The organism is Telmatocola sphagniphila (assembly GCF_018398935.1).
Lineage (GTDB): Bacteria > Planctomycetota > Planctomycetia > Gemmatales > Gemmataceae > Telmatocola > Telmatocola sphagniphila.
The window spans coordinates 5274015-5289373 of record NZ_CP074694.1 but is presented as its reverse complement, the minus strand read 5'-3'; the positions used below and the strand labels follow the sequence as shown (position 1 = coordinate 5289373).

Genomic DNA, 15359 nt, shown 5'->3' with positions numbered 1-15359 from the left:
GTTCCTACATGGCCCATAAGTTCCAGATTCACCTTCGCGGTATCATCGATCTCCTTTCGAAGCACCTCTACTCCGGTCCGGAAGTCTTCGTGCGCGAACTGCTGCAAAACGGCGTCGATGCCATTCGGGCCCGCAAACAAATCGATGCCGACCATCAAGGCGAAATTACCCTGGAACTGATTACGCCCAAAGGCAAACCGGCCACGCTCATCGTCTCCGACAACGGCATTGGCCTGACCGAAGAGGAAGTCCACCGCTTCCTGGCCACCATCGGCGAAAGCTCCAAGCGGGCAATCGAAGGCGAAAAACCTCTCGATTTCATCGGCCAGTTCGGCGTCGGTTTGCTCTCCTGTTTTGTCGTCTCCGAAGAAGTCGTGGTCATCAGCCGAAGCGCCAAACCAGATTCCAAAACCGTCGAATGGCGCGGCCGGCCCGATGGAACATACGATCTGAAAATCCTTGAGCTCGATTTCCAGCCCGGCACCCAGGTCTGTCTGACCGCTCGCCCCGATCAAATGGAACTGATGACCGATACTCGGATCCCCGAATTGGCCGAGCACTTCGGCGGCCTGTTGCCGATACCCATTCACTTCGCTTACGGCAGCCGGAATTGGGTCGTCAACGAAAAAGGGGCTCCCTGGCGGCAGGAGTTCGTCGACGACAAGGAGCGGGCCCGCGTTTTGCTCGCGTACGGTAAAGAAATCTTCAATACCTCTTTTCTCGATGCAATTCCCCTGTTGAGTCCGGCGGGGCAAGTCGATGGCGTGGCTTTCGTTTTGTCGCACGAGGTGAATCTGGCCGCCAAACGCACGCATCGGGTTTATCTGAAGAATATGCTGCTCTCCGAAAGTGCTGATAATCTGCTGCCGGAGTGGGCCTTTTTCGTCAAAGCCGTCGTGAATGCCAATGCTCTTCGGCCCATGGCCTCGCGGGAATCGTTCTACGAAGATGAGGCTCTCGATCAGACGCGTGAAGAACTGGGTAATTGCCTTCGCAGGTATCTGATTCAGCTGGCCGACAAACGGCCGGAAAAATTTGCCAGTTTCGTCGAGCTCCATTATCGAGCTCTGAAGGCACTAGCCGCGCAGGACGATGAATTTTTTCACCTGATCATCGACATGCTGCCGTTTCAAACCAATCGCGGCACTCTGCCCTTCGGCGAAATCCGCCGTTTGGAAGATCGCATTCTCCAGGCGCCCACGACCGATCAATTCCGGCAGGTCGATAAAATCGCCCGCGCCCAGGGACTGCTGGTCATCAATGCGGGCTACACTTACGACGCCGATCTCCTATCACGCGCAGCCGAGAATTTCGATCTGACGATCGAAGAGATTGAAGCGGGGGATCTGGCCCGCGAACTGGATGAGCCAACCCCTGAGGATCTCAAAGCGGCCCAGCAGTTATTGCAGGTTGCCAATCAGGCGTTGAAGCCGTTTCGCTGCGAAACCGAATTGAAATCCTTCAAGCCCCACGATCTCTCGGCCCTCTTCGCCACGACTCGGGAAGGGCGATTCTTCCGCTCGCTGGAACAATCGAAAGAAGTGGCCGATCCGCTCTGGGCGGGAGTGCTCGATAGCCTCGGCTCGGCGCGCCATCGTCCGAGTGCCGAAAGCGTGCTGACTCTGAATGCGAACAATGCCCTGATTCGCAAACTCTTTTTAATCACGGATCGCGTGGTGCTTAGAAAGTGCGTGGAAGTGCTATACGTGCAATCGCTCCTGCTGGCGCAGCAGCCGTTAAGCACCCGGGAATTGAATCTGCTGAATCAAGGAGTGATCGGCCTCATCGAATGGGGCCTGCGCTAAAAACCCAATCCAAGCTTCCGGGAAAAGAGTTATGAGCGAAGATAACGAATTTGAAATTGATCCGCTGTTCGATCGCCTCGATGAAATCCGATCGATGGAAAGCGGCGCGCTGAAGATTGCCGCCGCCGAGGAGGCCGTGCGACTGGCGGATATCAACGGCGACCGAAATCTTCGTTACGAAGCTCGCAACCTGCTGGTAGAAGCAGCGACCTTCGGCGGTCAGCCCGATCTGCTCCTGATTCATTATCCATGGATGCTGGCGGAGTACGATGCCGAACCGGACGACTATTCCGTGGAAGATCTGCTCTGGAAATTCAAATGGGTGGTCGATGCCCTGGCCGCGGCTCCGCAGATTTCCAAAGATCGCGTACAGGCCATGCTGGTGGAGATGAAAAGGCGCTTCGACGAGCACGAACTCGGGGCCCACGCTTACTATCAGAAGCGGCGCGACTCTTCGCTCCATCTGGGCGATCTGGAAATGGCTCGAGAAGCGCACGATATGATGAAGAAAACCCGCCGCGACATGCTCAGCGACTGCGCCGCCTGCGTACCGAATAACGATTTCGATTATTATCTGGCGATTGGCGATCTGGAGGCCGCGCTGCACGCCGTAAAATTTGTCCTGACCGGAAAGCTGAAGTGCGCTGAAGTTCCGCACACCACCTACGGAAAGATCCTGTTTCCCCTGCTGATGCTAGGCCGGGGAGAAGAGGCGATGAATTATCACCGCAAGGGCTACCCGATGGTTCGCGATAACCCGGGACTCTTGGATACGGCCGTACGGCATATGGCGTTTCTTGCATTAACCGGCAACCTGGATCGGGCTCAAACACTTCTTCAAAGGCATATCTCGATGTTGGCGTTGATCACCGCGGCCGATGATCGCCTGGATTTTTACATGCAGGCTTGGATCACACTCGATCGGATCGTTGCGGGGGGTAAAAAAGAACTGACGCTCAAAGTGCCCGCCGATTTTCCGATTGCGAATTCGACGGGAATTTATGTAACTTCGGAATTGAAGAACTGGGCGGAGGCGGAGATGAAGAACCTGGCCGCGCAGTACGATGTCCGTAATGGCAACGACTATCACGCTCGAAAAATCGCGACGGTTTACGAGGCAAGCCAATATGCGAAGCCGATTCCATTCAAGAAGATGTCCGAGGGAGAATTCGGGGAACGGTAGAACCATTTCCGATTGTTCCCTAATTCCGATCTAATCTCGTTAGCCCCACGAGCGAGGGTATTTAGTAGCCATTCAAACCAAACGTAACTCGCTGAAGAACCTTAAAAAATTGCGTTGCTGTTTTCGATTTGCCCGCGCTCGCGCTTCGGACTGACAGGAATACTGCGAAGTCGAATCAATCCCCAAACCGGCTTTTCCACCTCTTTCCATAACTAACCTACTGGTTAGTTATTAGCTTGACAACTGACCGAAGGGTCATTAATATGCAGGAGGAGGCGAGTCATGAGCGATGCGACTACGGACGCCCGATGGCGACGAAGAAAGGCAGACAGGCCTGGCGAAATTCGCACTGCCGCACTCGATCTGTTTGCCGAACGCGGTTTCGCGGCGACTCGCATGGAGGATATCGCCGAGCGCGCCGGGGTGACCAAAGGCACCGTTTACCTCTATTTCCCCACCAAAGAAGAGCTTTTCAAAGCCATCGTTCGAGCTGAACTGCTTCCGAATCTGGAATTGCTGGAAGCGGCTGCCGCGGAAAAAGTCCCGGCGGATAAACTTCTAGAAAAACTTCTCACTGCCTGGGGCACTGGCCTGATTCCCGCCCGGCTCGCCCTCGTTCCCAAAGTGATGATGGCGGAAGCTGGCAATTTCCCCGAATTGGCACGTTTTTATCTTCAAGAAGTTATCGATCGGGGCCGTCGAGTGCTGCGGGCCGTCCTCCGTCGGGGAGTAGAGGAAGGTTCGTTTCGATCGATGGATGTGGAAAGCGTGTCTTATTGCATACTCGCTCCATTCGTCTTCTCGGTAATCTGGCGACACACCTTCGAGCGGCACGACATGAATCCGCTCGACATCCCCGCCCTGGCTCGCGCTCACCTGGATATTTTGTTGCAGGGGCTTATGGTCTCACCCCGCTCTATCGGAGGAAAACATGCCGGCCGACGCAGCAAAACCAAAAAATGAATCCCCTCCCCCCGCTCCTGTTGCCAGCAAACGGAATATCGGAGGGTGGCTACGCAGACTGTTCGCGCTAGCCGTGGTGGCCAGTCTGATCGGCGGGATAGGGTGGCGTTTCGAACGAACGGCCGCCGAAGCTCCCGCAGAATTGACTCTATACGGCAACATCGATGTCCGGCAGGTGAACCTGGCTTTCAAGGTGGCCGGGCGAATCGACAAACTGTTGGTCGATGAAGGCGATGCCGTTAAAAGTGGTCAAGCGATCGGCACGCTGGAAGAAAAGTACTTTCGGGATGATCTGGCTCTTTCCATCGCTCAGCGAGATCAGGCCGCGGCCAATTACGATCGATTGAAAAATGGCTCCCGGCCAGAGGAAATCGAACAGGCCCGCGCTCAGGAAGCGGAGGCAAATGCCACTCTCAAACGGACCGAGGCCGATTATGATCGCTCCGAAAAACTGCGCGGCACCAATGCCATTTCCGCCCAAGAATATGTGGAAAAACTCTCCGCGTATCGGGAATCACAGGCTCATGTCCGCTCGTTAGTGGCAAGCCGGAAGCTGGCGGAGATTGGACCGCGAGTCGAAGATATATCGGCCGCCCGAGCACAACTGGCCGCTTCGGAAGCTCAAGTCGTTCAGGCCGAACGGCGCTTGGCCGACCGTATAATATACGCCCCGAACGACGGCATTATTCTTACCCGCGCTCGAGAACCCGGGGCAATCGTCAACGCTGGGGAAACGGTTTTTGCTCTCACCCTCGCGAAGCCCGTTTGGGTGCTCACTTATGTAGATGAGCCAGACCTCGGCGCTGTGCAACCTGGCTCGCACGTCACGGTCCGGACCGATTTACCGGGAGGTCGGCAGTACGACGGCCGAGTTGGTTTTGTTTCTCCCACGGCGGAATTCACTCCAAAAAATGTGGAAACTCGTGAGCTGCGTACCGATCTGGTCTATCGTGTTCGCATTGTTGTCGACGATCCGGACGGTGGCCTTCGCCAGGGAATGCCGGTGACCGTTTCGGTGCAGCTTGCCGACACACGCCCGCGCAGCTGGAAAGAACGACTTTCCGAAGCCCTCTGGCTGGAAAAGCTTCATCTGGTCGAGAGGACCAAAAAGTGAATTCGGAGCCTCTAGCGTTACTGGATGCGGTGACGAAACGATTTCCAAAAGCGGAGACCGCCGCTGTGGATTCGGTGTCGGGTTGCATCCTGGGCGGACAGGTGACCGGATTAGTCGGCCCCGATGGTGCCGGCAAAACGACCTTGATGCGTCTGTTGGCCGGTTTGTTGCTTCCCACGGGAGGAAGCATCCGCGCTTGTGGATTTGATCCTGTTACGCAACTTCCGCAAATCCGGGAAGTGGTCAGCTACATGCCGCAGCGATTTGGTCTTTATGAAGATCTCACCGTTGCTGAAAATCTGAATTTGTACGCCGACTTGCGAGGTGTGGTCGGTGGAGAGCGTGTCGACACCATGCGCCGGCTTTTGGAGTTCACGGCCCTTGGCCCTTTTACCGGTCGACTGGCCGGGAAATTATCTGGAGGGATGAAGCAGAAGCTCGGCCTGGCCTGCGCGCTGATCAAAACTCCGAAGCTTCTCTTACTCGATGAACCGGGCGTGGGCGTCGATCCCATCTCGCGTCGGGAATTGTGGAAGCTGGTTTATGATTTGGTCGATCGCGGTATCGGAGTGATATGGAGCACCGCTTATCTGGATGAAGCCGAGCGGTGCCAAGTTGTGTTTGCGCTGGATAAAGGCCGCATCGTTTATGATGGTCCACCGGGCGAGCTGACGAAACGGGCTGAAGGAAGAACTTTTCTGGTACGCAATACCCAGAAAAAGCGGCGCGTGCTGGCTAGTGCTCTTCGTCGCCCGGAAGTGGTGGATGGCGTCATCCAGGGTCATAGTGTTCGATTGGTTCTCTCCGAAGGCGCTTCACCTCCCCAGCCCGCCGATCTGGGAGCGGCCGAAGCGGAGATTATTCCCACGCCGCCCCGGTTTGAAGACGCCCTGGTGGCTTTACTCGGCGGTGGTCCCAAAGGCGAATCGCCGTTCGCTGGACCTGCCCGGCCCAAAGAAAGTAGCGATGAACCGCTCGTCGAAGCGGATAACCTCACCAAACGTTTCGGCAATTTCACGGCCGCCAGCAATATCAGTTTTCGAATCGGCCGCGGAGAAATTTTCGGTCTGCTCGGGCCCAATGGAGCTGGCAAAAGCACAACATTCAAGATGCTTTGTGGATTGCTGGTGCCTACCAGCGGAACGGCTAAAGTAGCGGGGGCCGATTTGAATTGGGCGGGCGGTGATGCACGATCCAAGCTCGGTTACATGGCTCAGAAATTTTCTTTGTATGGCGATTTATCTTCGCGTCAGAATCTCGATTTTTTTGCGGGTGTCTATGGTTTATCGGGTGCAAGGAAAAAGGATCGCATCGAGCGCATGATTAAAGCGTTCGAATTGAAGGACTACCTCGCCACGGATGCCAAAGAATTACCTCTCGGATTTAAACAGCGTCTAGCCCTGGCTTGTGCGGTACTTCACGATCCCCCCGTATTGTTTCTGGATGAGCCCACGAGCGGGGTCGATCCCATTACGCGCCGCGAATTCTGGGGGCATATTAACGCCATGGTGGAGCGCGGCGTGACCGTGCTGGTGACCACTCATTTTCTCGATGAAGCCGAGTATTGCGATCGGGTGGCCCTGATCTATCGGGGACAGACCATAGCCGACGGTTCGCCGGATGATTTGAAGGAACGAGCAAAAAATTCGGAGCATCCCGAGCCCACACTCGAGGATGCATTCATTGCTCTGGTAGAAGCTTCGGATGCCGAGCCGGATCGAAAGGCGGTCGCATGAACGCTTCTTTTCGCCGGTTGCGGGCCTTGATCCGTAAAGAAGGGCTGCAGATTATTCGCGATCCCAGCACTTTTCTCATTGCGGGTGTTCTGCCGCTGGTGCTCTTATTTATTTTCGGGTTTGGGGTGTCTCTCGATCTGCAGAATGTTCGGATGGGTGTGGTTATGGAGGCGACCAGTCCGGAAGCAAATAGTCTTTTATTGGCCTTCCAAAACTCGCGCTATTTCGATGTCCGGCAAGCCCGATCCCGAAGTCAATTAAGCGGTGAACTGATTGCAGGTCGATTGGCGGGAATGGTGGTGATTCCCGCCGATTTTACCGCTCGGCTGGGTCGTGGGGATACTGCCCCCATCCAGTTGATCGTAGATGGCAGCGAGCCGAATACCGCCGGATTGGTTCAGGGCTATGTTCAGGGTGTCTGGCAGAACTGGCTGATCCAGGAGAATCAGGCGCAGTCCAGCAAGGTCATCCGTCCCGTAAATGGCAGTAAACTCTCAGTCGAGCCGCGCTTCTGGTATAACGCCGATCTGTCCAGCCGTTCCGCACTGCTGCCGGGTGCGGTGGCCATTAACCTGACGCTAATCGGTGTTCTGCTTACCGCTCTGGTTGTGGCCAGGGAATGGGAACGCGGAACGATGGAAGGTTTATTGGCCACCCCGATCACCCGAATGGAATTCTTGATTAGCAAGCTCTTGCCCTACTTCACGCTGGGCATGCTGGCCATGGCCGTATCGGCGGGTACGGCGGTCTGGGGCTTTGGAGTCCCCTTCCGCGGTTCGATTCTGGCGCTGATCGTGCTCTCGGCGTCCTATTTGATGACCACACTTTCGCTGGGTTTGCTGATATCGACCCGAACCCGAAATCAGTTCGTGGCCTGTCAGGCGGCTCTTATCGCGGGATTTCTTCCCGCGTTCGAACTCAGCGGACTGTTATTCGAAATCGATTCCATGCCGCTGCCGATTCAGTTATTAACGCGTGTGCTTCCGCCCCGATATTTTGTGGCGGGTTTGCAGACTGTTTTCCTCGCCGGGGATGTTCCACAAGTTCTGGTGCCTAATACTCTTGTGCTGATGACCTTCGCCACAATACTTTTTGTTCTTCTCTATCGTTCCACGCGAACGCGATTGGAGGGCTGAGGTGCTTTCCATTCGACTGAGAAGTCTGATCATCAAAGAACTGCTAATGGTCTGGCGCGATAAGAAAACCCGCACAATTCTCATCGTACCGCCCCTACTGCAACTTCTTATCTTTTCATTCGCGGCTACTCAGGAAGTTAAAGATGTGCCGGTGGCCATGTTGAATAAGGATGCCGGGATATATGCCCGCGATCTGGTCACGCGCTTGAAAGGTTCGCCGAATTTTTCCCGCGTCCTTCATTTGCAATCCGACAGCGAAGTAGCGCCGGCCCTGGACAGCCGGGAATGCCTGATGGTGCTGATTATTGGTACCGATTTTTCCCGGAAAGTGGCGGCCGGTGAACCAGCCTCCGTCCAATTTTTGCTGGATGGCCGACGAGCTAACGCGGCCCAGATTGTCGCTAACTACGCAGAAAACATAGTAGTCCGTTACGAAGCCGAGCTGACTCAATACCTGCAAGGGCAACTCGCCTCGACAACCGTGGTAAACAGAGTTTGGTTCAACCCCAACCTGGAACCGAAGTGGAGCACGGTGCCCGCACTCGTGGTAATTCTCACAACGCTGATGGGGCTTATGATTACGGGCTTATCGGTCGCCCGCGAGCGGGAGATGGGCACCTTCGATCAACTGCTTGTTTCACCGTTATCCCCGACGGAAATACTCATCGGGAAGAGTATCCCGGCCTTGATTATTGGAACCGTCCAAGCAACCGGCATGTGTTTGGTCGGGGTCTTCGTCTTCGGCGTTCCTTTCCGAAGTTCGATCATTTTGCTTTACATTTCACTGTTAACCTATCTTTTAGCGCTAGCGGGTGTGGGACTGTTCATCTCCAGCGTGGCGAAAACCCAGCAGCAGGCCATTCTCTACAACTTCGTCTTCATGGTCCCGGCCATGCTGCTTTCAGGATTTGCGACGCCGGTGGAAAATATGCCCGCCTGGCTCCAAACGTTGACCTACGCTAATCCAGTGAGACATCTGATGCCGGTAATGAAAGGGCTCTTCTTAAAAGGATTACCGGCGATTGAAGTATTTCGAGCACTCGTGCCGCTGATGGTTATCGCCCTGTTTACACTATCACTGGCCAGCTGGCTGTTCCGAAGGCGGATGGAATAGGGTTTATTTTTCTATTTGTATCGAAGCGAAAAAACTGCTCGTTAAGCCGACGCCTTAGTTAGCCCGACGCGTAAGGGAGGAATTTAATTGCAATCCAATGGAAAAACATCTTAATCTGCACAATTTATATAAGTAATTATAAGAAAATGCCATTTTTTTATGATTTGCCCTCGCTCACGCGTCGGATTAACAGATATAAATTGCCCTCGCTTACGCGTCGGGCTAACAAACGGGTAAACTGATAGGAATTGCGGTGAAATCTCCTTTACTCCGCTACAGGTAGTCGCCGTATAATTCGACTTCGCACGCTCTGTCTTTCAAAGACCCGCCCCTCCACAATCAACACACATAACCCGTAAACCAAAACACCACTGAGCACGATATAAAAGTTTCCGATCGGCAACCGTAGCATTAAGAGCGCCGTCCAGAAGAAATTCAGACTCAGGCCGCAGAGATAGGGAGGAATCCATTCCTGCAGATAATCGCGGAAAGGCAATTCAATCCGGCGATGAGTGTAGTGCAAAACCCAGAAGTCGGCCAGCAGGTTCGGCAGTGTGATCGCTACACCTAAACCCACTAATCCGAACGAAGGTATCAGGATAAGAGCCAACAAGACGCCGGTAATCGCTTCCAGCATGGAAACGCGGGCAAAAAAACTTAAATCGCCCAGACCGTAGAGTATTCGGGCGGCCAGCGATTGCGCCAAACTCATCGTGAGTGACAGGGCGAGGACGCACAACACCGGACCACCTTGCCTTGCGTATTCGCCTTCCGGAAGCCAGCAGCGCAAAAACCACTCCCCCCAGAACCAGATGCCAATCTGCATGGGTATCACAGCATATAAGGTCCAGCGCGTGGCGTAGCGATATAGAGTTTGAATCGGCTTCAAATTCGATCGCGTTGAAAACGTTCCGAAAGCGGCCGTCAAAGTACTCGTGGCCGTCCGAAGAGCGCTCTTACCGGTATCGACCAATCGAAATGCAATTGCATAAAAAGCCACATGCGGTGCATTCAGCATCAGACCAATTAATATCGGCCCCGACTGCACGGCCATCCGACCCGAAAGCAGAATTACAAAAGCTTGCTTAGAGAGGGATAGCATTTCCCGAAACGCCGCTCGGTTCCAACCGGTAACCGATGGGCTCCTTTCGCTGCTCAACGATGCTTGCACCTTTCGCACAATGCCGTAGAGAAGAACCTGTTCCAGCAGAGTGAAAACGCCGAGCACGACCCCCAAGCAGTTCAAGGTAGGCTGATTGCGAATGACTACAACCAGGGATACTGTCTTGGCAAGCAATAGTCCCAGGCGCAGAAGGCTCTTGAGAACCGTAGCCTGCATGCCATCCAGCACGGCCGGGTAGACCCCCATGGGTAGCCCAGTAGCCACCGGCACCATACAGAGGATGAAAAACAGCGGATGTGACGATAAGAAGCCGAGCGGGAGAACCACCGCCAGCCCTACCCCGGCCACAATTGCCAGAGTGCGAAAAGCTGTGGTAGTATATCGCGGCCACTCCGAGCTGGGCCGGGCAGCGATGAATCGGACCAGACAGCTGGAGATCCCTAAGTCTAGGAGGGTAAAGTAGGCTGTCAGTGATTCCACTAACGCCCAATGGCCGTAGGAAGCGTCTCCCAGATGGGCGATCAGGAAGGGAGCCAGGAAGAAGGTCACGGCCAGATTGCCGACGAACAGGAGCAGATTGCTGACCGAACCGGCCAGAACCTGATGATGAACTCTCTGATCTGTGACGCTCATGCAATCTGTATCGACTCTCCGGCCTGTTCATCTTCGCTAAGTTTTTGCATCAAAAAGCGAATTAATTGCTCTATTTTGAAGCATATTTCACAGAATATTTGCCAAATTCGTACAAAATCGAGACTTCGAAGCTGCTCCGAGCCTACTCTTTGAACTATTCGCACACACTTGTAGCGTTTACTGTTGCAAGAAAAGGCACCCTTCACCTATACTAAGCTTATCTCTCCTAATTCGATCCTTTGGGCTCCTTATGGCACGGCAAGAAACGGTGGAATCACCCCTGCCGGATATCGTTGGTAACAGTTCCCACATGCAGGAGGTCTACCGCCTGACCCGTCTGGCGGCCCCGACCAACGCCAGCGTTCTGATTATCGGGGAGACTGGTACCGGTAAGGAAGTGATCGCCCGAGCCATTCATAAACTCAGCAAGCGGTCCGATGGTCCTTACGTACGGGTCAACTGCGGGGCACTGCACGAAAATCTGCTAGAAAGCGAACTGTTCGGTCACGTAAAAGGGGCCTTCACCGGGGCGGTCGATAACAAGACCGGCCGATTCGAAGCGGCCCATGGCGGAACCATCTTCCTTGATGAAATTTCGAGCATGTCGCCCAAACTGCAAGTGAAACTTCTGCGAGTCTTGCAGGAACGGGAATTCGAACGAGTCGGCGAGTCTCGAACCGTGCGGGTTGATGTGCGAGTAGTAGCCGCGACTAACCAGGCTTTGGAAGATGAAATCGAGGCCGGACGCTTTCGCGATGACTTGTACTATCGTTTGAACGTGGTGCCGATTCCTTTGCCGCCCTTGCGCGAACGGCGGGATGATATTCCATTACTGGCGCAGTACTTTTTGAAGCGCTATGCGGACCTGAATCGCCGGGAAGTTCCCGAATGGACGCCCGAACTTCAGACAGCCCTGCAAAATCATGACTGGCCCGGGAACGTGCGGGAGCTGGAAAATACGATCGAACGGCTGATTGTTTTCACCATTGGCCGAACGGTACCGCCCGAGTTGTTACATCGCTTTGGCCGACCCAAGTACAACATGCGAAGCTCCAAGCCGCGCACGGAAGATGTCCCAGGGCTCATACAGCAGCTGGTAAAGGTGGGGGTGCAATCGGCCCCCAATGGCGATACCAAACTCTACGACTATCTGGTCGGCGGGCTGGAGAAAGCTCTAATCGAGCACGTTCTGGTGCAATGCGACGGCGTGCAGGTTAAAGCCGCTGACAAGCTCGGGATCAATCGCAATACACTGCACAAAAAACTGGATCAGTATCAGAGTGAAGCCCAGTCTGAAGAGGCCCCGGCCGCATAAGCGAGCTCGCCCAACTGTCAAATTTAAAAAATATAGCGACCAAACCTACTTTTAAGATCGTTGCAATTTTCAGCAGCGAAAAAGCATAGTTCCGCTGCTTCGTCCGTAGAAAACCCTAAGCCGCGCTCAAAATCGCTCATCAGATGCTTCATTTTAAACGAGTCTCATTAATTAAAAGCTGTTTTCAATGAAAATTGCCGTGTTAGATAGGGCAAAACGCGAGGCTACAATTTATTAGCGAAACATGAGAAGCAACTTGTGAGGCTACTCCAATGGCTCTTTCCCTTTTGTCCGAAGCCGAGATCCTGATTCTTCCCAAGAACGCACAAATCGCCTTCGCCGCCCGGTGTGCCCGGCGAGTGCAGGGAATTTTGAATCGCTGGTGGCCCATTATGAATGATCGGCAGAAGGAAATTATCGATGAAATGATCACGATTGCCGAGAACTGTACCTGTGACCCCTCGGCGGCCCTGGCTTACAACACGTCGCCGTTTCTGGCGTTTGCCCGAGGCGAGCGAAACGTTGTGAAGGCCACGGCCTATGCCGCCATCTACTCGGCATTTCGTGCGGTCATTACCCGTTCGACCACATACGTACTTCAAACCATGGACTTTACGGTCTTAGCTCATCGAATTGAACTGACCATCAAGCCGGAGAGCCTGAAAGAGATAATGCGAGATTACAGAAAACTTTTGAACAAGACGCAAGCGGAAGACTGGATCAATCACCTGGAAGTCCGGCCCAATGTGTTCGGCTCGACCTTGGAATTCGAAGAGGAAGCCTCGTGGATTCCGGAAACGCCGCGATTTTTTGCGGCTCGAGGATTAAGTAAGGTGCAGAGGTAGAAACAAGTCTAAAGCGGGTTAGTCTGTCTTACAAGAAAGTACAAAAACTTGCTGGCACTGAACCCGTATAGAGTGGGAGAGCACAAAAGTCGGATGGGACGACCTTTTCGTCAATAAACACTTTCGAAAAGTAATTTTACGTCTCGGTTTACGATGCCCGCAGTGCAGTCGGTTTTTCGGTGTATTAAGTCACTAAAAACCTTTAACCGCAAAGTCCACTGCAGGCACCGGGAATAATCGATCCTACTTCCCACCCGGCGGGGCATACTTGGTCAACCAGGCGAACACTTCCTTGTGCCAGTACTTGCTGTTGGCGGGCTTCAACACCCAGTGCCCTTCATCCGGGAAGTTCACAAATCGGCTCGGTACGCCCTGCCGCTGAAGTGCACTAAACAATTCCAACCCTTGACCAATCGGACAGCGGAAGTCGTAATCGTTGTGGATGATCAGCATCGGCGTCTTGTACTTGCCCAGATTCTGTGCCCGGGTATGCGGCGAATATTCCCGATACTTGCCAGGAATTTCCCAAGGCAAGCCGCCATGTTCGTATTCATCGAACCACAGTTCATCGGTCGTCCCCCACATACTCTCGAAGTTATAAACCGAGCAGTGGGTGATCAGGCATTTGAACTCTTTGGAAATCTCATTCACGGCAAACCAATCCTGCATGTAACCGCCGAAGCTGGCCCCGGCGCTGCCCATGCGATCCTTATCGACATAAGGCAGCTTTTTGACGACTTCCAGACCGGCTACCAGATCCCGGTAGCACTTTCCTCCCCAATCGCCGCTGATCTCATCGCAGAATTTCTGGCCGAAACCGGTTGAACCGCGCGGATTCGGCAGAGCGATCACGTAGCCTTGAGCCGCCCAGATTTCCGGGTTCCAGCGGTTGCTCCAGCCATCTTCCCAGGCCCCTTGCGGCCCGCCGTGCACCAGATAAACGACCGGCCATTTCTTGCTAGGATCGAAGCCCGGCGGCTTCAGAATCCACATCTGCATCTTGCCCCCTTCGACGTCAACGGACACCGATTCGGGCCGGGGCAGATCGAGGCTGGCGAGCAGAGTCGCATTGGCATCGATAGTGACTGTGCCGCTTTCAGCCCCCTTTAGAGTACTGGTCACCACAATCTTGTTCGGATGATTCAACTTCGATTGAGCGAAGACCAACTTGTTGCCGTCATTGCTGACACCCACAGAACTCATCTGGCCGCCTTCGATCAACTTGGTCAAGGTCTTTTCGCGGGTGTAAACATCCCAGATGGCGGTAGCGCCGTTGTCGTTGCCGTCGGTAAGAATAGTGGTGCTGTCCTTCAACCAGACGATGGAATCAAACGAGCGATCGAGCGACGAAGTGACATTTTCCGGCTTGCCCGCGAAGGTGCCATCCGGCTTCACATCAACGACCAGGATATCCCATTTATCGGCTTCGTAGCCCGGCTTCTTTTGAGCTCGGTAAGCCAGTTTCTTGCCATCGGGGCTGAAGCGAGGACAGTTATCGGCGGCCGGATTATCCTTGGTCAGGTTTTCCCAGTTGGTCGATTTATTGTCGAGGGAGACCCTGCACAAATCGTAGTTGGTACTCCACGATTCATTCTTCTCCGGCACCGCCGCGAACACCAGATATTTGCCATCGGGTGAAAATACGAAATCGTCGCCGACGCTGAAAGTCGTGCTATTCGGGTAGGCATCGCGATCACCGGGGGTGACATCGCGGCAGTTCTTGCCATCGGCATCGATCACGAACAGGTGATTTCGCTTATCGCCGACGTATTCATCCCAGTGGCGGAAAAACAGCTTGGTAAAGACCTTGGCTTTGACGATGTTGTTATCGATGCCATCACTTTTTTCCTGATTCTTCTTGTTGCTCTCGGTAAATGGCAGCTCGCTGAATTCTGGATATACCGCCGACATGAAAGCGATCTTGGAAGCATCGGGACTCCAGATGGCATTTCCGGCTCCGCTCGAAATATCGGTGATCTTGACAGCTTCTCCGCCGCTGAGATCGAGAACGTATAGCTGTGGCGTGCCGGCCCGGCTCGATTCAAATAGGATCTTTTTGCCGTCTGGGCTCCAGCGCGGATGGGTATCGCTCTTGCCCGAGCTGGTCAGTTGACGGGGCGGCGTTTTGCCGTCGCTGGCCGCCAGCCACAGATGGGTCTGTTTCTTGTTTTTGTCCGCATCCAGAATTTCGGTGACCTGGTAGACCACATATTTTCCGTCGGGGGAAATCTGGGGATCGGCCACACGCTTGAGCTTGAACAGATCGTCTATTTGCAGGGGCCGTTTCTCGGCCGCGCTGGCTTCCACCATAAGACCCCCGAACACGCAGAGTGCCATTAGCAAGCGAATCATCAGCGTTCCTCTCAATGTGGTTCATCGCTGGAAAGGGTTA

At 54.1% G+C, this 15359-nt stretch carries 11 protein-coding genes; 9 read left to right on the top strand and 2 right to left on the bottom strand.

Features of this window, described 5'->3' with window-relative positions:
- The first annotated feature begins 8 nt into the window (after positions 1–8).
- The 7 genes from KIH39_RS21190 to KIH39_RS21160 all read left to right on the top strand — a co-directional run bounded on the left by KIH39_RS21190 (position 9) and on the right by KIH39_RS21160 (position 9051).
- Positions 9–1805: an HSP90 family protein gene (locus KIH39_RS21190; protein WP_213495218.1), complete on the top strand. Its 1797-nt coding sequence runs from the start codon at positions 9–11 to the stop codon at positions 1803–1805.
- Between the two features lie 31 nt (positions 1806–1836).
- Positions 1837–2988 carry a hypothetical protein gene (locus tag KIH39_RS21185; protein WP_213495217.1) on the top strand — a complete coding sequence of 384 codons (1152 nt, stop codon included), beginning with the start codon at positions 1837–1839 and terminating at the stop codon, positions 2986–2988.
- 282 nt (positions 2989–3270) lie between these two features.
- Complete coding sequence (locus KIH39_RS21180; RefSeq protein WP_213495216.1) at positions 3271–3951, top strand: TetR/AcrR family transcriptional regulator; 681 nt, start codon at positions 3271–3273, stop codon at positions 3949–3951.
- Positions 3920–5065 carry an efflux RND transporter periplasmic adaptor subunit gene (locus tag KIH39_RS21175; RefSeq protein ID WP_213495215.1) on the top strand — a complete coding sequence of 382 codons (1146 nt, stop codon included), beginning with the start codon at positions 3920–3922 and terminating at the stop codon, positions 5063–5065. The genes KIH39_RS21180 and KIH39_RS21175 overlap by 32 nt, the downstream gene beginning before the upstream one ends.
- On the top strand, positions 5062–6801 hold the full coding sequence (locus KIH39_RS21170; protein WP_213495214.1) for an ATP-binding cassette domain-containing protein: 1740 nt from the start codon (positions 5062–5064) through the stop codon (positions 6799–6801). The genes KIH39_RS21175 and KIH39_RS21170 overlap by 4 nt, the downstream gene beginning before the upstream one ends.
- The gene (locus KIH39_RS21165; protein WP_213495213.1) at positions 6798–7937 is read left to right on the top strand and encodes an ABC transporter permease; all 1140 of its coding nucleotides are present in this window, start codon (positions 6798–6800) and stop codon (positions 7935–7937) included. The genes KIH39_RS21170 and KIH39_RS21165 overlap by 4 nt, the downstream gene beginning before the upstream one ends.
- Positions 7938–7983: 46 nt before the next feature.
- Complete coding sequence (locus KIH39_RS21160; RefSeq protein WP_390623717.1) at positions 7984–9051, top strand: ABC transporter permease; 1068 nt, start codon at positions 7984–7986, stop codon at positions 9049–9051.
- A 265-nt stretch (positions 9052–9316) separates the two neighbouring features.
- Here the strand turns inward: KIH39_RS21160 and KIH39_RS21155 are convergent, their stop codons facing one another.
- Positions 9317–10807, bottom strand: a complete 1491-nt coding sequence (locus KIH39_RS21155) for a lipopolysaccharide biosynthesis protein (protein ID WP_213495211.1) — start codon at positions 10805–10807, stop codon at positions 9317–9319.
- A gap of 250 nt (positions 10808–11057) precedes the next feature.
- On the opposite strand from KIH39_RS21155, the gene KIH39_RS21150 reads away from it, so the two are divergent.
- A complete protein-coding gene (locus KIH39_RS21150) occupies positions 11058–12122 on the top strand; it encodes a sigma-54 interaction domain-containing protein (RefSeq protein ID WP_213495210.1) in 1065 nt (354 codons plus the stop codon).
- A gap of 272 nt (positions 12123–12394) precedes the next feature.
- On the top strand, positions 12395–12967 hold the full coding sequence (locus tag KIH39_RS21145; RefSeq protein WP_213495209.1) for a hypothetical protein: 573 nt from the start codon (positions 12395–12397) through the stop codon (positions 12965–12967).
- A gap of 243 nt (positions 12968–13210) precedes the next feature.
- On the opposite strand, the gene KIH39_RS21140 is transcribed toward KIH39_RS21145, so the two are convergent.
- The gene (locus KIH39_RS21140) at positions 13211–15319 is read right to left on the bottom strand and encodes a dipeptidyl-peptidase 5 (protein WP_213495208.1); all 2109 of its coding nucleotides are present in this window, start codon (positions 15317–15319) and stop codon (positions 13211–13213) included.
- Positions 15320–15359 lie beyond the last annotated feature (40 nt).